The following is a 21629-nucleotide window of genomic DNA, read 5'->3' as shown; positions in this document are numbered from 1 at the left end:
AAATGTGGGAAATTAGAGGCTGCGTAGGACGCTGACAATCTTGCCGAGGATTTTGGCGTGCTCCGCGGGGAGTGGGTCAAAGGCGCGATTATGGGGCATGAGCCACTTGCCAGCAGCGTCTTCGTGCCATTCCTTGACTGTTGCTTCATCTTCAAACAGGGCTGCAACGAAATCTCCCTGTTCGACCACGTCTTGGGAACGGACTACCACCCAGTCTCCGTCGAGAATGCCCGCGTCAACCATGGAATCACCCACGACCTTGAGTAGGTATAGCTGACCAGAGCCCGTAATCTCCATCGGAAGTGCCATGTGACTTTCCACATGCTGCTCCGCCAAAATAGGGTTGCCAGCCGCAATCTGTCCAACGATAGGAACGAAGATTGGCTCTGGCATGTCCTCTGGCATCTCGGGAGTTTGGGTGGTGCCAGTAGCCTTTGGCCCAGGCTTTACCGGAGTGAAAGTGCCAGCGGAGGACTTCGAATCCCTTACGTTTACCGCGCGGGGTTTGTGTGGGTCGCGGCGGAGAAAGCCCTTCTTCTCCAACTCCTTGAGTTGGTATGCCACCGACGAGGTGGAATTCAAGCCCACAGCATCCCCAATTTCTCGAATGCTCGGTGGGTATCCGCGAAGTACGACGGCATCCGAAATGACGTCAAGAATCCGACGCTGCCGATCGGTGAGTGTTTTAGGGTTCGCTTTCTTCTTTTGAGCCATGGAACATCCCTTCTCAAACTCTTTCGAATGAATCATAACTCAAAACTGTTCGAATCGTCGAGCATCGAACACTGTGCGCCCTTGAATTCTTTAGAAAACGTGTACATTATCCGTGCTCGGAGGCGGTGATGATGTCGAAAATCGAAAATAAATCCGGATAGCAGTAGACAATATTCGAACATGGTGTTATAAATCGAACATGACAAGTTACTCGAACAGTCGTTTGATGAAAGGGTCTAGACGGATTCTCCGCATCCGCCCTTGGACATAGTCTCCACAGCGTCGGGAAACGGTCGTACAACTCTTATTCTCTCCAGGCCGGCAACGGTGGGAGAGTCAACGTTGGAAAGGGAGAAAACATGATGTCTACGGTTTCAACCGCACTTGGTGTTAGCAGCACATCTGATATTGACTTTTCTCAAGTTTCCGAGCTCCCTGCTCGGACGACACGGAAAGCCCCGTTGGTGTGGGGTGAACGTAGTGCGTCTTGCACACAGCACATCGTTCGGCCCGGTCAGCGTGCACGTATTGCACAGCGCAATCGAAATGGGGCTTCATCGGCGCGAATGCGGAGGGACAGGTCGCGGCCCAGTCATGTCTCGGTCAACTACGGGCGTCCGTCTCTATCCGTTAGCAGGGCGCAGCAGTCCAATCGTAGTGATGTATCCGCAGGCACTAACCTGACTCGCCTGATGGCGGTATGGGCTCTAGGGCTTGGTGCTTTCTTCGGAGTTTTCGGCAGCATGGTCTTTGAACAGGGACAAAGTGAGGCGGTCGAAAGCACCTTTACGTCTACGTACGCTTCCTACTCCGCGCAATAATCATTCCAGTTTCCGGTGTTGGGTGGGACGTAGACTGGAGACCGTGTATTGCCAGTTTTGTCATCATGATCAGACACGAGTCTTGGACTCACGGTTGATAGATAACGGTATGGGGATTCGTCGCCGAAGGGAATGCCTGAATTGCGGCAAACGTTTTTCTACGATTGAACGCTCGCAGCTGATGGTCGTTAAACGGGATGGAATCCCTGAGGAATTCAACCGCGAAAAGGTTATCCAGGGTGTTCGACGTGCGTGCCAGGGGCGCGAAGTATCAGAGTCTCAGCTGAAGAAACTTGCACAAAAAGTGGAGGAGAGCCTCCGCGAGAAAGGCACGCCCCGGGTGGACTCAAACGATATCGGCCTTGCCATCCTTGAGCCGCTCAAAGAACTGGACGAAGTTGGCTATCTCCGCTTCGCTTCGGTGTACAAGTCCTTTTCCTCCGCGGACGATTTCGCGCAGGAGATTGCCAGCATGCGGAAGGGGAAAGGGCCGCAGGCTAATGGCAACGAGGTTAAAAAGAACTAACGCAGCTTATCCACACGTTTCTTTACTCGGGTCAGGGATACGCTCTGGGCGGTACCCAAGCGTTGTGCGAAAAGGCTGACGCGCAGCTCTTGAATGAGCCACTGAATATCCCGTACCTCCGCGGAATTCGAACGTGCCTTAGGCAGCTGCTGAAGCTTTGCCGCCAAGTATTCGCGGGCCTCAGTCACCTCATCTTCACGTTCGGCATCACGGTCCGGGTCACGGTTCATTTCCTCAAGCCGAATCTCCATCGCTTGGAGATAACGTGGCAAATGTCGTAGGTGCTGCCAACCGTGCCTTGCCACAGCGCCCTTAGGGAACATGAACTCCAGCTGGCGACGCATATCGTCAATGGCATCGCCTTCCCATTTGTTTAGCTGATTCACCACCGAGACATAACGAGGCATTGCCTGGGCAAGGCCGACGACCAATTGGCGCACCTCTGAGGCGACTCCAGAACGAACGTGTTCGAGTAGTTTGTCGAATTCCTTCGGATCGCGGACCGGGCCACCGGCAGCCATCATACGGTCGCGAATCACTGCGACACGGCAGTCCTCGACAAGCCCATCGGCGCCCCCATGTGGCCATGCGTCCACGCCAACACGTTGCTGGAGTGGAAGCCCCTTAGTCATTTGTGCACCATTTACTGGGCAATCCCGCAATAGCATTGTCAAATTTGTGGTCGCCAACGTCGCCTCAGCCTGAGCCTTAGTTGGTTTGACCTCAATGGCCACGCCATCCTTGGTGGTCACCAGCGTCGGATACATCGTGACGGACTGACCATCGACAGTACTTTTGACCGTTTCTGAGACGGCGCCCAAGTTCTCTGAAGTCCACTTTTTCACAGCTTCGCGTGCTGCAGACTTCGAACGTTTCGACACAGCAGTTGAGACCGTCGAGGCATGCTTGTCTCGAAGCGCAGCAAGATCCCGGCTCTGATCGACGATCTTTCCATGGCGGTCAACCACTGCGTAGTTAAAGCGCAAGTGTGCTGGCAGTTTCGAAGGGGCAAAGTCTGCACCATTGATGCCCGAGCCTCCGAGTCGTCGTAAAGCATCGGCAAAAACATCGACGAAGCGGCCTGAGTACGGAGTCATCGTCTCCAGCGCGCGGCGTGCGAAATCCGGGGCGGGGACAACGGACTTCCGCAGTGCCTTCGGCAGAGTGCGAATGTAGGCTTCCGCGAGCTCAGCGCGAAGACCTGGTACCTGCCAGTCGAAGCCATCTTCACGCAGACCTGCAAGAAGAGGCACGGGGACACGGAGAGTCACACCGTCATCAGGGGCGCCCGGTTCGAATTTATAGGACAGAGAGAAATCGACCGAGCCCTGCTGCCACATTTCGGGGAAGGCGTTGTCGTCGATGTCGCCGGCTTCGGGGTTGAGCAGCTTATTGGGATCAAAGTCCAGTAGATTTGGCTGCTTGGGCTTAGTTTTCTTCCACCAGCGGTCAAAATTGGTGGCCGTGGTGATAGAGGCGGGCAGCTTGGAGTCGTAGAACGCGTAGAGCACGTCGTCATCGACGACAATGCCGCGGGAACGCTGCTTTTCCTCGATCTTCTCGGCTTCGGCAAGTTTGTCTTGATTGTTCTTAAAGAACTCGTGATGTGTGTTCCATTCGCCGTCGACAAGCGCAGAGCGAATGAAGATCGAGCGGGCGGCGTCGGCATCGACTCGGTGATAAGGCACCAAACGGTCAACCACCAGGGGCACGCCGTAGAGCGTCGACTTCTGGTAAGCCATCGCTGCACCGCGCTTAGTAGACCAGTGAGGCTCTGAGTACTGGTGCTTGAGCAGATGAGGGGCTACCTTCTCTACCCACTGCGGCTGAATCGTGCCGACGTTGCGCGCAAAAGTGCGCGAGGTCTCGACGATTTCCGCAGCCATCACCCAGCGAGGCGGCTTCTTTGCCAACGCGGACGAGGGGTGAATGAGGAACTTAGTGTTGCGTGTGCCGGTAAACTCCTTGCCCTCGCCCTCGCGCGTACCAATCATCGACAACAGACCCGGTAACAGCGACTTTGCCACCTCGTCGGGATTGTCGACACCACTGGTTGAGCTGCGGGCCGAAAGATGCCAGCCCAGCTCAGCCGTTGCCTGGTGGAGCTGACGCACCAAGTCCTGCCACTCGCGAACGCGCAGATAGTGGAGGTACTCGCGCTTGCACATCTTGCGGAATTGGTTACCGCTAAGCTCGCGGCGCTTTTCCTCCAGGTATTCCCAGAGCTTCAGCAGGGAGTTGAAGTCGCTGGTGGTGTCCTTAAAACGGGCATGTAGCTGATCTGCCTGAGCTTGGAACTCCAGTGGACGTTCGCGAACATCCTGCAGAGACAAAGCGGCGACAATGACGGTTACCGCCCCGAGAGTGGTGTTCTCGTACCCTTCGACCAGCATGCGGGCAAGACGCGGGTCGACTGGGAGACGGGCAAGTTGTCGGCCGATGTCCGTCAGCTCGGGGGCATCAGACCCCGACGTGGTGGTAATAGCCTGAAGCTCTGTGAGCAGGTTAATGCCATCGCGGATTGCTTTGTGCTCTGGTGGCTGGACAAAGGGGAAGTCCTCAATCGCGCCAAGCCGCAGTGAAATCATTTGCAGTACAACCGAAGCGAGATTGGTGCGCAGAATCTCCGGATCCGTAAACTCGGGACGCGAGAGAAAATCCTCTTCGCTGTAGAGACGAATCGCCACACCATCAGCTACACGACCACAGCGTCCAGAGCGCTGATTCGCAGATGCCTGGCTGATGTCCTCAACTGGCAGGCGCTGCACCTTCGTGCGGGTGGAGTAGCGGGAAATGCGTGCGGTACCAGTATCGACGACATACTCGATACCAGGGACCGTCAGCGACGTTTCCGCAATGTTGGTCGCCAGCACAATGCGACGCCCGGAATGCGGAGTGAAGATCCGATGCTGCTCTGCATTAGATAGCCGACCGAATAGTGGAACGGCTTCTACACCTTTCCAGTGTTTGCCCTCGATGGCTTCGGCAGCTTCTCGGATCTCTCGCTCACCCGAAAAGAACACCAGGATATCGCCGTCGCCAAGCCGCATGAGCTCTTCACACGCTGCGATAACACCATCGATCTGCTCGATGGCGACTTCCTTTTCTTGCCCATTTTTCGCAACAACGGTCCGCACCAGCGGGCGATAGCGGATTTCCACCGGGTAGGTGCGCCCCGACACCTCGATGATGGGCGCAGGGTGCTCGTCGTCAGGCGCGAAATGACGAGCGAACCGTTCCGGATCGATCGTCGCCGAAGTGATAATGATTTTCAGATCTGGGCGCTGCGGCAGAATATGCTTTAAATATCCCAGCAGGAAGTCGATGTTGAGGCTGCGTTCGTGCGCCTCATCGATGATGATGGTGTCGTACTCGCGCAGCAGTCGGTCGCGGCCAATTTCGGCCAGTAGGATACCGTCGGTCATCAGTTTGATGCAGGTATCCTTGCCCACGCGGTCATCAAAACGCACTGCATAGCCGACGTGCTGTCCAATCTTTTCGCCCAGTTCATGGGCGATGCGCTCCGCGACGGAACGCGCCGCAATACGACGTGGCTGAGTGTGACCAATCTTGCCCCGCACGCCACGACCCAGTTCGAGGCATATCTTCGGGATCTGCGTAGTCTTACCAGAGCCAGTCTCACCAGCAATAATGACGACCTGGTTGTTTTCAATTGCCTCTGCAATGTCGTCGCGGCGCGCGGACACCGGCAACTGGGCAGGGTAGGTGATGCGAGGAATCGCTTTACGACGATCTTCTAACCGCTCCAGCGCAAAGTCGAGGTCTGCAGAGATTGCAGACAGCGCCTTCGGCGCGGATGCTCGCTTTAGCCGGCGTCGGAAGGACCGAGCCTCCCGAATCGGCAATTGATCAGCGAGCTGGTAGAGCTCCTTTTTACGCGTGTCCTTAGCAGGTTTGCCAGAGCGCTGTGGCCTGGCGGAATTGCGGTGGCCGGAGTGGTGGTTTCCCGACTGGGCACGTGGAGCTGGTTTATCAGAACGGCTAGGAGTACTCATGGTTGCCTACTAGATTAGCCGCGTCTGGGGAGACAACCCACATCTGTGCTGATTAAGAGGTGCTCGAGATAGTCCGATGGCAGCAGGGAGCGTCCTACTTTGCCGCCGCTAGCTCTTCGGCAACTTCCTTGCAGTCCTCGCGCCCACAGTGCTGTGTCTCGGTGTGCTTCCAGCAATCATCGCAAATAAGCACCTGACGACGGCAGGTATCTTCGTTGATGCAGTTCTGGAAGGTGTTTGTGGGCTTGCCGCAGTGGACGCAGTGCCCGAGCTGTACGTAGTCCTCGTCTTCGATGCCATCGCCAAACTCCATATGCATGCGCTTGTCGAAGACATAGAGAGAGCCTTCCCACAGCCCCTTATTGCCAAACTTTTCGCCGTAGCGCACAATACCGCCGTCGATTTGGTAGACCTCTTCGAAACCGCGGTTCTTCATAAGTGCGGAGAGGATCTCGCAGCGGATGCCGCCGGTGCAGTAGGAGATAACCGGCTTGTCCTTCATCCAGTCGTACTTACCGGATTCCAGTTCGTCGATGAAGTCGTGCGTGGTCTTTACGTCCGGGACGACAGCGTTTTTAAACTTGCCAATCTCGGCTTCCATTGCGTTGCGGCCATCGAAGAAGATGACATCGTCGCCGCGTTCCTCGACCAGTTTATTGACCTCTTCCGGCTTCAAATGTGTGCCGCCGCCAATGACACCATCGACATCGACTTTCAGCTCGCCCGGAGCCCCGAAAGCGACGATTTCGTCGCGAACCTTGACGGAGAGTTTTGGAAAGTCATCAGCGCCGCCTTCGCTCCACTTGAACTGCATGGAGTGAAAAGCGGGGTACTGCTTGGTTTTCTTGATGTACCTCTTGCAGGCATCGAGATCACCGCCGACGGTGCCATTGATGCCGTGCTCGGACACCAGAATGCGGCCCTTGAGCCCTAACGACTCGCAAAGATCACGCTGCCACAGCATGATGGCACGCGGATCGGACAGCGGGGCGAACTGGTAGTACAGAAGAATCTTGCTGATGCTCACGGGGACTATTCTAGTCTGCTCTCCCAGTTATCCTATTTTCGGTGTGAACTGCTGGTTTGGTTTAGTGCTTCTGATAGAGAGCCTTCTTCTGGTACTTAGGCTCCGAAGTAACTAGGACGCCGAGGTTGCGGAAAATTGTTTCGTCCACGCTGCCCAGAATGGTGGTGGTGTGGACATCGCAGTTTCGAAGGTTCTTCAGCTCGGCGAGGGCTGCGCGGGCATCGTCGCTGGTGGCCGCCGACACGGAAAGGGCGATAAGAACCTCGTCGGTATGCAAGCGGGGGTTGCGGCTGCCCAGGTGATGCGTCTTAAGCGTTTGGATTGGCTCGATGGCAGCAGGGGAGAGCAAGTGCAAGTCCGGGTCGATATTGGCGAGCTTCTTGAGAGCGTTGAGGAGCATTGCTGCTGAGCATCCGAGTAGTTCAGAAGTCTTGCCCGTGATGATTGTGCCATCGTGCAATTCGATTGCGCTGCCCGGTGCCCCGGTAGATTTCTCAACTTCAAGAGCTGGTGCGACGACTCGGCGGGCGGCTGTCGACACGTTGGCCTTGCTCATAATCATGGCAATGCGCTGTGAGACTTCGTCGTCTGCGCTGTTCTTGTGTTCGTCGACAAGAGCCTTGTAGTAACGGCGAACGATTTCCTGGTTGGATGCCTCTCGGCACACTTCGTCATCGTCAATACAGTAACCGGCCATATTGACGCCCATGTCGGTCGGTGACTTGTACGGCGACTCGCCTGCGAGCTTCTCCAACAGAGTGCGCAGCAGTGGGAAGACCTCGACATCGCGGTTATAGCTGGTGACCTTGGTGTCATAGGCGGCCAAATGAAAAGGGTCGATGAGATTGATGTCATCGAGATCAGCCGTTGCCGCCTCGTAGGCCAGATTTACCGGGTGTTCGAGCGCCAGGTTCCAGATAGGGAAGGTCTCAAATTTTGCGTAACCGGAACGAATTCCGTGTTTGTGATCGTGGTAAATCTGCGATAGACAGGTCGCCAGCTTTCCAGAGCCCGGGCCCGGCGCTGTAACAACGACCAAGTCCCGCGTCGTTTGCGCCCATTCATTCAGCCCGAAGCCGGCTTCACTGACAATTTTCTCCGTGTTTGTCGGGTAGCCCTCGATATTGCGATGGCGGATGACGCTCAATCCGAGTCGCTGTAGGCGCTCAATGAAGTTCTTTGCCAGGGTGTTGTCGTCGGAAAGCTGCGTGACGACGACGCTGTCGACTAGAAATCCGCGTTCCCGAAAGACATCGACGAGGCGCAGCACATCGTCTTCGTAAGTGATGTCGAGGTCAGCGCGGACCTTGTGGCGCTCCAGATCCTTGGCATTGATGCACACCATGATTTCCAGATCGTCTTTGAGGCGATCGAGCATAGCGATTTTATTGTCAGGCGTGAAGCCGGGGAGCACGCGCGAGGCATGCATGTCATCAAATAGCTTGCCGCCCATTTCGAGATAGAGCTTGCCGCCTTCACCTGCGATGTCTGCGCGCCGCTTCTTAATATGAACGGATTGCATTTCGATGTACTTTTCGCGGTTAAAACCGACAGCCTGAGCCATGGTGCCCTTTCTGAAGTTGTGTCTGCGGGGGAGCGCGCTAAAGCTTGCGAAATTCTACTGTGTCCATGGTAGTGATACCGCCTTACGAATGTCGTATCGGTTACTGCTGTCGCGGGGGGAATTTTGGAAACTTTGGCTTATTAGGCCACGCGTAGGGGATTGTCTGATTAAAGTCCAACATATTGATATTCAAAAAGAAATATGAAGAGGATGTGACATGCTTGATCCCCAGATGGCATCATCGTCGAATTCGGCAGAACCAACCGCACGCGCCCCGTACCAAGTGGGCAGGCGAGGCTTCCTCGTCGGAGCAACTGCCGTGTCAGCTGCGAGTATGATGCCTGCCGTAAGTGGTGCACCAAAGGCAAACGCCGCTCCTGCAAACGGGGCTTCTGCCGCCGCGGGGAACTCGACGACCAATTTGAATGTCGGCCGAGGAATGGCCGACATGACAGGTGAGCCACTCGGTGCTGGCATGAATGGGTATGCGGTCATGGATCAGACCACTTCGGGTCTGCGTCTTCGCCAGATGGCGCGTGCATTCATCTTCGGCGATGACAACGACAACCGTGTCGTCCACGTCACCGCAGATATGGGGCTCATGTTCCAGTCCATCCAGATGGAAGTTCTGCGGCGACTGCGAGCTCTCTTCGGAGACCTCTACCACGAGGGCAACGTGCTTATCTGCGCATCTCATACGCATGTCGCGCCGGGTGGTACATCGGGCCATCTTATGGTCGACCTGACTACTCTCGGATTCCGTCCCGTCACTTTCGAAGCTGTAGTCGTCGGTGTGGTCAAGGCTATTGAACGTGCACACGCTGATTACCAGCCGTCGACTATCCACCTGACCAAGGGGATTGCCCAGGATGCGGGTGTTAACCGCTCCCTGGAGGCATTCAGGCGTAACCCCGAGGAAGAACAGCAGCTTTTCCCCAATGGTGTCAATCCGGAAAGCCATACACTGCACGTGAGTCGTGGTGGTCGCGAAGTCGGCTTCATTAACTGGTATGGAATTCATCCGACCACCTTCGGCCCCGAGCACACCATCATCGACGGCGACAACAAGGGCTACGCAGCATGGAAGGTCGAGGTCGACCGCGGGGTTACCCACCGTGAGCCGGCCGATGCCCCCTTTGTCGCCGCATTTACCATGTCGTGCCCGGGTGACATCAGCCCGAACATGGGGCTCGTGCCAAATTCGGGTCCCGGCAACGGAGACGAAGCAGAGTCCGCCCGCATTCTCGGTCAGCGTCAGATTGACGCTACCCAAGGCCAGACCATTGCACTGCCAGGAGGCGGGATCTCCACCGTCCACAAGTGGGTCAACCTCGGCGATGTCGACATCGATGGCCAATTCACGCCCGATGGCCAGCCACACCGCACTGGACCTGCAATCCTCGGTGCGGCCTTCGCAGCCAGTAGCCAGGAGGACGGCGGCGGCGAACCGGCCCTAGGTTTCAACGAGGGTCAGCGTGGAGGCACACCGTGGGTACGTCAGCTCAATAACGTCGTACTCCCGAAGAATATCGGGGAGATTCAGGGTGAGAAAGAGTGCCTGCTGCCAGTGGGCTACATCGATGGTCTTCTCCAGCAGACCCATATGTTCTCCATCACCCGCATCGGTGGCTTCACCTTGATCACCAACGGCCTTGAACCCACCACGATGTCGGGTTACCGCATGCGTCAGCACGTCGCCGAAGTCCTCGGCGTTCCAATCGACACTGTCATCTGCCAGGGCTACACCAACAGCTATGGACACTACGTCGTTACCCCAGAGGAATACGATCAGCAGGACTACGAGGGCGGCGCGACGGCTTTCGGCAAGTACACGCTCAGTGCGATGATCTCCATCTATCACGATCTCGCCCACGCGCTTGCCGACGGCATGGCTGTCGACCCGGGTAGTGCTGCAGGTGATCTCACTGGCATCATCCCGCCGTCGCCAGCAGGAGGAAAGATTATCGATTCCGCACCAATGGGCAAGAATTTTGGTGACGTGCTCGAATCGACTGCAAGCATCACGGTAGGGCAGAAGGCCGTTGCCCAATTCGTCGCGGCAAATCCGAATAACGACTTGCGACTGGAAGACGGCTACCTACTTATCAAGAATGACCGCGGCGAGATTGTTTCCGACGACTGGGACCAAGCAACTGTCATTGAGTTTGCCAAGGACGGTATTTATACCACCGCCAAGGTCACTTGGGAGACCGCAGGAGTCGCGCCGGGCAAGTATGACATCATCGTGCGTGGTAGCGCGTTGGGTGTCGGTGATTCACTGAACGAATTCGAGGGAGTCGCCGCGGTGGAGCTCGTGTAAGAACGTCCAATTAAATACGTCCATGCGCATAATGTGACTTATACTTCGGCCTTTAAAAACTCATCAAGGGCTTGTCTCACGTATAGTCCGTTGTGCGCATTATTTGTATGTATCCGTCAATTTGGCAGGAGCAATTTGCTTCATGAGTACCTCAAACGATCCATATAGCAACAACGATCCTTACGGTGACGGCAGCCGGGACAATGAGTCCAATAACTATGACTCCCAGAGTCACGGTTTTCCCAACAATGGTTCGCAGGATTACAACCCTTACGGGTTCGATTCGGACGCACAACATGGCCCGCGTGGACCAGAGGATTCGCCAGAGTGGAATCAGGCTTACGGCCGTGAACAGGCTTATGGCGAAATTCCTTCTTACGGTACTGGCGAGTCTCGCGATAGTTATGCCGGGCAACCCTATGGTGCGGACTCGAGCTACTGGCAGCAACCGGCAGGTGGGAATCCTGCAGCCGGCGCGCTTGCTCCAGGTGTCAACATGCCAGGTGGCGATGAGCCGCCGGTGAAGCCTGTGGCACAGGGGTCGACGAAGGTCGACATTGGACGTGCCTTTTCCGCGGCGTTTCGTAGTCTAAACAGCAATTTTGCTTCCTGGCTTGGCATCATGCTGACGTTCTTCGCCGTACTAGTTGCCCTGATTGTTGGCGCAGCGGCAATTCTCTTTGCATCTGGTGACTTCGATCCGGACTTTGAGCCGAACTATCCAGGCGATGTTCCGTTTGAGGATTTAGGGTCGATGTTCGCGACTCTCGGCGCGATGGCACTGCTATTTGCGGTGGGCATGTTCGCGATGCAGGCATTCATGCTGCGCGGTGCATTCGAAGCTGTCGACGGGCGAGTGCCGAGCTACGGTACTTTCTTCCGTGTAAACCGGTGGGGATCTCTTATCGGTGCCTACATTGTCACGTTCCTGGTGGGGCTGCTCGCCATGCTTCCGGGGATGGCACTCTTCATCGCTGGAGCATCCCTGTCTGCCAACGGCAGTGAAGCTGCAGCTGCGATGATTCCCATCGGCTACCTGTTGGTATTTGTGCTGTCCATCTTCATCATGCCAATCACAGCGACTATGCCGCTTCTTGTTTTCGATGGTCGAGCAACAGCACTTGAGGCTCCGGTCGTCGCTTGGCGCTTGGTGAAGCCTCAGTATTGGACGATGCTCGTTGCATTCATTCTGACGTCAATTGTTTCTTCCGCAGGTGCAATGCTCTTCTATATCGGTATGTTGTACACAGTCCCGCTTGCTCTCCTCGTGCAAGTACATATCTACCGTCAGCTCATCGGTGGCCGTCGAGTAGTTAATGAAGCCCAGGAGAATCCGGGTTATTACCCGCCACAGCAGTAGCCAAAAACGTACAAGAAAAAGCGCCCAAGGAACCGATAAAAATTGGTTCCTCGGGCGCTATTTCGTCAGCAGGTAATCCTGCGGGGGAGCGTTCGGCTATCAAAAGCCGAACCTAAGCTCCGAATATTTAGCGGGTAGCCTCAGCGAAGACAGCCTGTGCAACGCCAGAGACGGTGCCTGCAATCTTCACAGCTTCCCAGACCTGCTCCTTGGTCAGACCAGCATCGCGGACGACCTTTGCGTGAGAAGTCACGCAAGCTTCACAGCCGTTGATGGCAGAAACTGCCAGAGACCACAGCTCGAAGTCTTCCTTCTCGACACCCGGATTGGAGATGATGTTCATGCGCAGGCCGAACTTGACCTGTGCGTAGTCATCACCGAGCATGTGGCGAGTGCGGTAAGCAACGTTGTTCATGCCCATAACGGTGGCCGCACCAAGCGCAGACTCGAAAGCCTCGTCAGACAGGTGCTCCTTGGCTTCCTCGGCGATCTCGGAGAAAACAGTCTCGTTGCGGGTGGCAGCAGCGGATGCAAGCAGGGTACCCCACAGCTGCTGCTCGGAGAGTTCCGTAGAACGGGTGAGAGTGCCAAGGTTAAGCTTCATGTCCTTGGCGTACTCCGGTAGACCGGAACGAAGGTTATCGATGCTCATATGAGTTACTTCAGCTCCTGCTTCAGAACGTCCATCTTGTCGATGTTCTTGGTCGGGTCATTCTTCTGCCAGTTACATGCGCAGACCTCTTCAGACTGAAGAGCGTCGAGAACACGCAGAACCTCGTCAACGTTACGACCGACAGCGTCCGGGGTAACGGAGACGAACTGAATGATGCCGTCCGGGTCAATGATGAAGGTTGCGCGATCTGCAACACCGTCAGCGTTCTCGACACCGAGTGCACGCATCAGGTCATGGCGGATGTCGGAGAACATCGGGAACGGGATGTCCAGCAGTTCCTCGTGGGTTGCACGCCAGTTGAAGTGGGAGAACTCGTTGTCGCCAGAGCCACCGAGAATAACGGTGTCGCGGTCCTCGAATTCCTCATTCAGCTTGCCGAATGCAGCAATCTCAGTCGGGCAGACAAAGGTGAAGTCCTTCGGGTAGAAGAAGACGACCTTCCACTTACCCTCGTAAGACTCATTGGTTACCTGCTCGAAGTAGTCATCCGGAGAAGAAGCGTTTGCATCACGCAGGTTGCCGCCCTTGAGAGCGGTCAGAGAAAACTCGGGGAACTTGTCGCCAACAGTCAAAATTGCCATGGAATCCTCCTGAATGTATTCCTTTTGGGGTCACACACCATTATGCCTATGGATTCCCGAACCGTCAAGAGGAAAAAGTTAATAAGCTCGTGTAAGCTTATAGGTATGCGTAATAGAGATTATCGGCCCACTTTGCCTCAGTTACGTGCTTTTGTCGCGATTGCCGATACCGGTCACTTCGGTCAAGCCGCTGCCCGCCTCGGCATTTCACAGCCCAGCCTGTCACAAGCGCTTTCCACCCTTGAGCAGGGACTGGGGGTGCAGCTTGTAGAGCGTTCGACTCGCCGAGTGCTGGTGACGCCACTCGGTCGCGGTCTGATTCCATATGCACGCCAAGCATCTGAAATTGTTGACGAGATTGTTGCTCGCGCCTCTGGCCGTACAGATGATTTGTCCGGACCACTATCCATTGGTGTTATCCCTACGGTTGCTCCATACGTGCTGCCCAACTTCCTCCAGTTGGTTCGTGACGAGCTGCCAGATCTAAAGCCTAGGATCGTCGAAGAGCCGACCGAGCGTCTCATCGAATCACTTCGCTCCGGCACCATTGATGCAGCGATCATGGCACTGCCGTCTGATGTGCCTTCCTTTGAAGAGATTTACCTCTACGACGAGGAGTTCTACATCGTCGTGCCAGAGGATCATCCGCTGGCCGGTAAAGAAGACGTAAAGCTTGAGGCGATCAGGGACTTGGACTTGCTCCTGCTTGACGACGGTCATTGTCTGCGTGACCAGGTGTTGGATATTTGTCGCAAGGTCGATGCTGTTCACGGCGAGACCTCCAGCTTGGAAACACGGGCGGCTTCTCTATCGACCGTCGTGCAGTGTGTTGCCGGTGGGTTGGGGCAGTCGCTTGTACCGGAATCGGCTGTCAAGATTGAGGCCGACCGACCCGGCCTGGCTGTTGCGCGATTCGAAGGTCCGGCACGGCCGGGACGCACCATTGGGCTGGTTCACCGCGCATCATCGGTACGCGGCGGCGAGTTCAATCGAATTGCCGAACTGGTACGGCAAGCATACATAGACGCTGTTGCCTAAAGCTCTCTTGGCGCATGCCGCAGTAGCGTACGAAATAAGCAAAAACCGGGCTGGCAGTTCCAGCCCGGTTTTTCGCGTCTATCCCTGAATAATTCGCAGCGATGCCAACCTGACCTCGCCGTATTCATCAGATGCAGCCAAGTCAATATCCGCTTCAAAGCGCCAACCGTGGTCGCCCTCGGGATCATCGAGTATCTGAATCACGTGCCACAAGCCCTCACCAGCCTGGCGGTCAATCGAAATCATATCGCCACCGCGAGCCTTTGCATCGATGCCTAGGTCATCGTATTCATCGAAGTAGTCATCCATCGCGGCAGGCCAATCCGGTGCGTCGTCGAGGTAGTTGTCCAGGTCGGCCAGCTCCTCCTCCTTTTCAAAGGCAAAGAGCTGCACGTGGCGGAACATGAGATTGCGCACCATACGGGTGAATGCACGTTCGTTGCCCGTAAGGGGCCGCGACTCGTCGGTGCCAAAAGCCGCTTCCTTGAGAGTTTCCTCGTCCAATGGCTTGTCCGGATCGGCCATCTGCGCCCATTCATCCACCAAGGAGTTATCCACCTGTACAACGAGCTCGCCGAGCCATTCCACAATGTCCCGGAGCTCCTCGTTAGCGGCTTCCGGTGGGAGAGTATGTCGCAAAGTGCGCCAGGCATCGGTGAGGTAGCGCAAGAAAATACCTTCGGAGCGGGCAATTCCATACTCAGATACCACGTCCGAGAAAGTCATGGCCTTTTCCACCATCTCGCGCACCACAGACTTGGGCGACAGCGAAAACTCACGCACCCACGGGTGGCCTTGAGCATAGGTGTCGAATGCACCCTCCAGCTCGTCGGCAAGCGGCATCGGCCATGTGATGTCTTCGACGATGTTCATACGTTCGGTGTAATCAACGCCTTCGGCCTTGAGCGCGGCGATCTCTTCACCGCGTGCCTTTTTCTGCTGCGCGATGAGCAGTGGGCGAGGGTCTTCCAGAATTGATTCAAACACACTGATGACATCGAGTGCGTAGTTCGGGCTGTCCTTATCCAGCAGTTCGAGCGCGGCGATCGCAAAAGGCGACAGCGGCTGATTGAGCGCGAAGTCACGCTGCAGCTCCATTGTCAGCTCGGAGCGGCAGTCATCGCCCTCGCCATGCGTGACGACGATTCCCGCGTTGACCAAACCGCGGTAGAGCTCAATTGCGGTCAGAATAGCCTCATTTTGCTGGTGGCGGGTGTCGTGATTGGTGCGCAGCAGATGACGCATGTGTTCGTAGGTATCGCCACCACGAGCAATGACGTTGAGCAACATACCGTTGGTAACTGCAAAGCGGCTGGTCAGCGGCTCTGGCGGCTGAGAAACGATTTTGTCGAAGGTCTTCTCTGACCAGGTCACTTCGCCCTTGGGAACAGACTTCAGCCGCAACTTTTTCAGTTTGGCCTCATCCTGGCCGGCCCGGCGCCGCAGCTTGGCGTTTTCGATTTCGTGTTCAGGTGCTTCGACAACTACGGTGCCCTCGGTGTCGTAGCCAGCACGGCCGGCGCGTCCAGCGATCTGGTGGAACTCGCGTGACTTGAGAATACGGCTACGACGGCCATCGAACTTGGCCAAACCGGTAATCAGCACCGTGCGAATAGGCACGTTGATACCGACGCCGAGGGTATCCGTGCCACAGATGACCTTCAGCAGACCAGTCTGAGAGAGACGCTCAACCAAACGACGGTACTTCGGCAGCATTCCCGCATGGTGGACGCCAATGCCCTGGCGCACCAACTTGGAAAGAACTCGACCAAAGGCCGTGGTAAACCGGAAATCGCCAATCTCTTCGCGAATCCGCTCCTTTTCCTCCTTCGTCAGCAGCTTCAGACCGGTCAGTGCTTGCGCCTGTTCAGCTGCTTGGCGCTGGGAGAAAAAGACAATGTAGATTGGGGCTTTGCCGGATTCCAGCAACTCCGCCAGCGTGTCATGAACTGGTGTGTAGACATAGTGGAAATCCAGCGGTACCGGGCGCGTCGTACCTGTAACGAGGTTGACGTCGAGTCCCGTGCGTTCCTTCAAATCCGTCTCAAACTTTTGAGTATCGCCGAGAGTGGCGGACATCAACAGGAATTGGCAACGGGAAAGCTCGAGCAAGGGCACTTGCCATGCCCACCCGCGATCGGGATCCGCATAGAAGTGGAATTCATCCATTACCACCTGGTCAATATCGGCGTCGGCCCCGTCGCGCAGGGCGATATTGGCGACAATTTCCGCAGTTGCGCAGATGATGGGTGCACCACCGTTGACGGTGGCATCGCCGGTCATCATACCGACGTTCTCAGCGCCAAAGACCTCGCAGAGGGCAAAGAACTTCTCGCTGACCAAGGCCTTAATAGGCGCTGTGTAAAAGCTGCGCTGGCCACGAGCGAGGGCGCAGAAGTGGGCAGCAATAGCCACCATGGACTTGCCCGACCCTGTCGGAGTGGCAAGGATGACGTGGTCGCCACCAGCGAGACCAATAGCGGCCTCCTCCTGGGCCGGGTAGAGCGTGATGCCCTGATCCCTGGTCCAGGCAATGAACGAGTCCATAATCGCATCGTCGAAAAGGGACTCTGGAACCTCAGCTAGGTCGGGAAGCATTTCAGATAGTGACACGCTTCCCACCCTAGCGGTAACCCCGGATTAGAAGCGGAACCAGGGCTTCCAGCCGCGCCGACGGCGAGGTTGTTCCGGTTCACCGGATTCTTCGCTTTCCGCCTGCTCTTCCCGAGGCTGTTCTGACTCAGGCTGTTCGGCAGTGCCGTCTGCAGAAAACTCCGCAGACCTATCATCCGCCGAGGCCGACTCGGGTTCTTCCGAGTATGCGTCAGTGTCCTCTGATGTAGTTGCCGAGGAATCCGAGTTGGCCGGGGTCTCCGCCTCGTCGTCAAGCGAGGAAGAATCCTCTACTGGGCGCAGCGGTTGAGAAGCGAGGAACTTTTCGAACTCAGCGCCAATCTCGTCGGCGGAAGGCATCTCGCCGTTAGGTCCAAGCAGGGGAGAAGTCTCCAGCTCTTGACGACGTTGAACTTCCTGGTCGTACTGTTCCTCGAGAAGATTGACCAGCTGAGAGACCTCGCCGGAATCATTCGTCTGCGTATTGAGCAGCTCCGCCACCCGCGCGGATTCCTTCTCCAACGCCTCAAGCGGGAGCTCGAGCTTGGCTAGTTTTGCTACCTCCTGCAACAGCCGCAGTGACGCCAGCGGATACTCAGAGGCCGCGACATAGTGTGGCACCTGTGCGGTGAAACCAAAGGCATCACAACCGCGGCTTGCGAGCTCGTACTCAATGTTCAGGCTCGCAGCACCCGGAACTGTGACGCGGTTTCCCCAGGTATGCATATCACCGAGTTTCTGCTTATCTGTGCCATGGGCGATGATGCCCAGTGGTCGGGTGTGCGGAACCGTCATCGGAGCCGAGTACAGCGACACAGTCCGACCGACATCGTAGCGCTCCGCCAAATCTGCCACGGCAGTCGAGAAAGCCTCCCACCGCATGTCTGGCTCAGGGCCAGAAAGCAGCAAGAACGGCTTACCGACGTTGTCGCGAACCACATTGAGTGACAGGTTCAAATCGGATACATCCACAATCTGGTCGTGGTTCATCGTCACAGAGGGACGGCGAGAACGATAATCAATCAGCTCGTCGATAGAAAAGTTCACCAATGGACGGTGCTCGAGAGCATCCAAGAGGAAACTAGCTGATTCCGAGACGGCATTACCGGCATCCGCATAACCGCTAAGTGCAATGACCAGGGTCAGATGGCCCTCGCTTCCCGTTACGTCAGGAACCGGAAAAACTACCTCGTACATATTGCCCTGAGGCTTGTCGGTCGGATCACTCACGTACGACTACCTCCTGCATCACATTTTTCGTCATTTGAAGTAAACAACCACGATACCGCAGAAACTATTCCAGTTATCCACAAGTAGAAAGTAGTCCACAGATGGGCCGATTTTTCCGGTCGCGCACAAGCAAGGCTGTTGCGGATTCGATAACAATGAGAGCCACCAGATGGCGAGAGGATTGTCCGCTGTCGAGCTATTCCAATGGGGGAAAAGGGGTAAGGAATTAATGGGAAACAAACAGAACTTCGGTGCAGGACAAAAGCCTGAAATTGAGCCGAGTGTTTTTCTGACGAACCTGCCGGGAATCGTTGGATTCTATCCGCGGGGGCAGGTAGTGATTGCGGCGTTGTATCGTCAGCAGGTCGAAGATCTCATCGATGGCAAGGTCGAGTTTGATCCGACAGCGCATGCTGGCCCGATGCTGATTAAGGATGTGGCCTCGATGGAGAACAATCCTGACTTGGTGCGGGCAGCCGCGGACTTCCTGCTCGATGAAGGATGCACTCACGCAGATGTGTTTATCATCGACGAATCCTGGGGGATTGAAAAGGACTCCACACCTATTACAGGCTGGCTGCGAGAAGGCGGCCTGCATGAGGTGCGTTTGGCGGGCGTTGCCACTATTGCTGCGGGGGAAGTTGTCACGGACGAGCAGGGAGAGATCGTCGGCATTGTCGGTGACAGTCTGATGACCGACAATGCAAATCTAATCTCCCGGCAGGGAGAGCAGATTTTCAAAAACTATGAGGAGTACCGCAGCTATTTTCGAGGTGGCCAATTCCACGACAGTAAAGACAGGGCTCTGATTGAACGCCTCCGGGAACGAGCGACAGCCGTTGAGCAGCCGAGGAAGCTCAAAATTGGTTCGGACAATCCCGCGCTCATTGAGCACTTCGACATGCTCAAAACCGCCGTGGAAAACGTGGCCGATGGTGTGATGGATGCACATGAGGCGGTGCGCGATGAAAACGCAGGATATGCCATTGCAGCAGCACTGACCAACGTCACCTTGCGCGATATGTCCATGATTTTCATTACTACGCAGTTGGCGCAATCAATGGGAGAAATCTGGCGCGAGGCCGCAATCGTCCACCGCGGCAGCCTGCGTGCTAACGCTTTAGCGTGTTTTGCCATCGCAAAGTTCGCGGCTGGGCTGGAGAACTTTGCGCAAACAGCTCTCGATGAGGCAGCGGGGGAGCAACCGAATCATTCACTGACTCAGTTGCTGGAAATTGCGGTCGCCAATCAAATTGTGCCGAGGTGCGTCGGCACAATTCTTGGAGCAGCACAAGAGGTACTGCGCAGGGTATACAAGGTGAAAATGCCGCGTATTGATTAGCGACCCTGCAAGCTGTACTGCAGTACCTAGCGGTGCGCCGAGTGGGCTCGGTCGCCGAGGTTCTTGGTGTACTCCCATGCATCGGCGACGATGGTTTCAAGCTCCGTCTGGTTGGGCTTCCATCCGAGCTCGTCCATGGCACGCTGAGAAGAGGCAATAAGGGTTGCCGGATCACCGGCTCTACGCGGTGCATCCTCAGCGGGAATCGGGTGACCGGTGACCTTACGGCAGGTTTCAATGACCTGGCGAACTGAAAAGCCGTCGCCGGAACCGAGGTTAAAGATACGGTGGGTTCCCGGCGTGTTGGACTCTAGTGCCAAGACATGCGCATCGGCGAGGTCTTTGATGTGGATGTAGTCACGCACCGCGGTGCCGTCCGGAGTCGGCCAGTCATTGCCAAAGACCATAATCTTGTCGCGGTGACCGAGCGCAACCTGCAGTACCAGTGGGATGAGGTGAGTTTCCACCTCACGGTTTTCTCCAAAACCGCCCCAGGCACCCGCCACATTGAAATAACGCAAGCTGGTAGCGCCGATGTTGTATGCCTTGGCGTAAGAGGCGATGGCGTAGTCCATGGCCAGCTTGGTGGCACCGTAAGGGTTGGTCGGCGCGGTTGGCATGTCTTCGGTAATTGGTGTCTTCTCTGGCTCGCCGTAGGTTGCAGCTGTCGAAGAGAACACCAGGTTATTCGTACCGGTATCACGCATCGCGTCGAGTAGCTTCAGGGTTTGGCCCACATTGTTGTGCCAGTAGTCGGAAGGAACTTCGACAGACTCGCCAACAAGCGATTTCGCAGCGAAATGAACGACGCCGTCGAAGCTGTCGGAGGACAGAACCTCGTAGGCCTTGTCCGCCACATCGCCTTCGACTAGGGTCGCGCCCTCTGGCACCGCATCACGGTTGCCAACAGAGAAGTTGTCCAGAATGGTGACGTCGTGGCCAAGAGAAATCAATACTGCCGAGCACACGCTACCGACGTAGCCGGCACCACCAGTGACGAGGAGTTTCATTTGATAATCACCATGATTGCGTGAGACAGAGTATCCGGAATGTCAAGAGAATGATCACCACGGGCGAGAGTCACGCGGCCGGCGGCAACCTCGGCAAGTGCCTCAGTACCCGGCATAATTCCAGCCTTGTGGAGACGCTTCATGTAGCTCTGCTCGACCTGCAGGATTTCGTTAATCTGGACGATCTCAACGGTGTACTCGCCGGGGTTTAGATCGGACAGTCGGCGAACGTTCTCTAACGACTCTGGTGACTGAGTCCCACCGAGGTCTCCCAAACCGGGAATCGGATTGCCGAATGGGGAGCGTGTGTAAGAGTCAAGCACGTCGAGAAGTTTGCGCTCGACCTCGTCACTCATTACGTGCTCCCAGCGGCAGGCTTCGTCGTGAACCTTGTCCCATTCGAGGCCAATGACATCCGTAAGTAGGCGCTCAGCTAGGCGGTGCTTACGCATGACAGCCGTGGCCAGCCTGCGGCCCTCGTCGGAAAGCTGCAAGCTGCGATCTGGGGCAACTACGAGAAGGCCATCGCGCTCCATGCGCGCAACGGTTTGGCTAACGGTCGGCCCCGACTGCTCAAGGCGTTCGGCAATGCGAGCACGCAAAGGAATGATGCCCTCTTCTTCGAGTTCGAAAATCGTACGTAAGTACATTTCCGTGGTGTCAACCAAATCCCTCACGGTTTTCCTCCGATAACACAGTCTTAAAAGTTTTCACTCAAGTATTAGGATAACCACACTTGCGCAAGAAAGATGTTAGGGCTCGCAAATCTAGTGGCTTTGGTGCTGATTAGGCAG

Annotated in this window: 15 protein-coding genes; 5 read left to right on the top strand and 10 right to left on the bottom strand. The window is 56.0% G+C overall.

Going from position 1 to position 21629, the window contains the following annotated elements; translation table 11 throughout:
• Positions 1-12: 12 nt before the first annotated feature.
• Entirely contained in the window at positions 13-714 is a 702-nt protein-coding gene (gene lexA, locus AB1Z34_RS02535) for a transcriptional repressor LexA (protein ID WP_016422629.1), read from the bottom strand.
• An 864-nt stretch (positions 715-1578) separates the two neighbouring features.
• Between lexA and nrdR the strand changes: the two genes are divergently transcribed.
• Positions 1579-2061 (top strand): transcriptional regulator NrdR, encoded by a 483-nt coding sequence (gene nrdR, locus AB1Z34_RS02530; protein ID WP_042388651.1) that lies wholly within the window; start codon positions 1579-1581, stop codon positions 2059-2061.
• Here nrdR and hrpA read toward each other — a convergent pair.
• The 3 genes from hrpA to AB1Z34_RS02515 form a co-directional block, all read right to left on the bottom strand.
• Positions 2058-6077 carry an ATP-dependent RNA helicase HrpA gene (gene hrpA, locus AB1Z34_RS02525; protein ID WP_367157843.1) on the bottom strand — a complete coding sequence of 1340 codons (4020 nt, stop codon included), beginning with the start codon at positions 6075-6077 and terminating at the stop codon, positions 2058-2060. The two genes, nrdR and hrpA, sit on opposite strands and share 4 nt — an antisense overlap.
• 94 nt (positions 6078-6171) lie before the next feature.
• On the bottom strand, positions 6172-7104 hold the full coding sequence (locus tag AB1Z34_RS02520; protein WP_367157842.1) for a rhodanese-related sulfurtransferase: 933 nt from the start codon (positions 7102-7104) through the stop codon (positions 6172-6174).
• A 61-nt stretch (positions 7105-7165) separates the two neighbouring features.
• Entirely contained in the window at positions 7166-8668 is a 1503-nt protein-coding gene (locus AB1Z34_RS02515) for a DUF1846 domain-containing protein (RefSeq protein ID WP_147719061.1), read from the bottom strand.
• A 217-nt stretch (positions 8669-8885) separates the two neighbouring features.
• On the opposite strand from AB1Z34_RS02515, the gene AB1Z34_RS02510 reads away from it, so the two are divergent.
• Both AB1Z34_RS02510 and AB1Z34_RS02505 read left to right on the top strand, forming a co-directional pair.
• On the top strand, positions 8886-10988 hold the full coding sequence (locus AB1Z34_RS02510; protein WP_367157841.1) for a neutral/alkaline non-lysosomal ceramidase N-terminal domain-containing protein: 2103 nt from the start codon (positions 8886-8888) through the stop codon (positions 10986-10988).
• Between the two features lie 142 nt (positions 10989-11130).
• Positions 11131-12348, top strand: coding sequence for a hypothetical protein (locus AB1Z34_RS02505; protein ID WP_323632750.1), 1218 nt, complete (start codon positions 11131-11133; stop codon positions 12346-12348).
• 127 nt (positions 12349-12475) lie between these two features.
• Here the strand turns inward: AB1Z34_RS02505 and AB1Z34_RS02500 are convergent, their stop codons facing one another.
• Both AB1Z34_RS02500 and AB1Z34_RS02495 read right to left on the bottom strand, forming a co-directional pair.
• The gene (locus AB1Z34_RS02500; RefSeq protein ID WP_016422636.1) at positions 12476-13000 is read right to left on the bottom strand and encodes a carboxymuconolactone decarboxylase family protein; all 525 of its coding nucleotides are present in this window, start codon (positions 12998-13000) and stop codon (positions 12476-12478) included.
• A 5-nt stretch (positions 13001-13005) separates the two neighbouring features.
• Positions 13006-13602, bottom strand: coding sequence for a peroxiredoxin (locus AB1Z34_RS02495; RefSeq protein ID WP_016422637.1), 597 nt, complete (start codon positions 13600-13602; stop codon positions 13006-13008).
• Positions 13603-13707: 105 nt separating this feature from the next.
• Between AB1Z34_RS02495 and AB1Z34_RS02490 the strand changes: the two genes are divergently transcribed.
• Positions 13708-14640: a hydrogen peroxide-inducible genes activator gene (locus AB1Z34_RS02490; RefSeq protein WP_049189738.1), complete on the top strand. Its 933-nt coding sequence runs from the start codon at positions 13708-13710 to the stop codon at positions 14638-14640.
• 78 nt (positions 14641-14718) lie between these two features.
• On the opposite strand, the gene AB1Z34_RS02485 is transcribed toward AB1Z34_RS02490, so the two are convergent.
• Positions 14719-17238 (bottom strand): DEAD/DEAH box helicase, encoded by a 2520-nt coding sequence (locus AB1Z34_RS02485; RefSeq protein ID WP_367157877.1) that lies wholly within the window; start codon positions 17236-17238, stop codon positions 14719-14721.
• Positions 17239-17280: 42 nt separating this feature from the next.
• Complete coding sequence (locus tag AB1Z34_RS02480; RefSeq protein WP_070643038.1) at positions 17281-18483, bottom strand: PAC2 family protein; 1203 nt, start codon at positions 18481-18483, stop codon at positions 17281-17283.
• Between the two features lie 229 nt (positions 18484-18712).
• On the opposite strand from AB1Z34_RS02480, the gene AB1Z34_RS02475 reads away from it, so the two are divergent.
• The gene (locus AB1Z34_RS02475) at positions 18713-19825 is read left to right on the top strand and encodes a DUF4192 domain-containing protein (RefSeq protein WP_224433120.1); all 1113 of its coding nucleotides are present in this window, start codon (positions 18713-18715) and stop codon (positions 19823-19825) included.
• A gap of 26 nt (positions 19826-19851) precedes the next feature.
• Here AB1Z34_RS02475 and galE read toward each other — a convergent pair whose 3' ends face one another.
• Together galE and AB1Z34_RS02465 are read right to left on the bottom strand one after the other, a co-directional pair.
• The gene (gene galE, locus AB1Z34_RS02470) at positions 19852-20835 is read right to left on the bottom strand and encodes a UDP-glucose 4-epimerase GalE (protein ID WP_069358725.1); all 984 of its coding nucleotides are present in this window, start codon (positions 20833-20835) and stop codon (positions 19852-19854) included.
• Positions 20832-21512 (bottom strand): metal-dependent transcriptional regulator, encoded by a 681-nt coding sequence (locus AB1Z34_RS02465; protein ID WP_016422643.1) that lies wholly within the window; start codon positions 21510-21512, stop codon positions 20832-20834. The genes galE and AB1Z34_RS02465 overlap by 4 nt, the downstream gene beginning before the upstream one ends.
• Positions 21513-21629 lie beyond the last annotated feature (117 nt).

This window comes from Corynebacterium sp. 045007 (assembly GCF_040743205.1).
Taxonomy (GTDB): Bacteria; Actinomycetota; Actinomycetes; order Mycobacteriales; family Mycobacteriaceae; genus Corynebacterium; species Corynebacterium jeikeium_D.
Note: the sequence above shows the minus strand (reverse complement) of the source record. Positions and strands in the feature narration are given on the sequence as shown.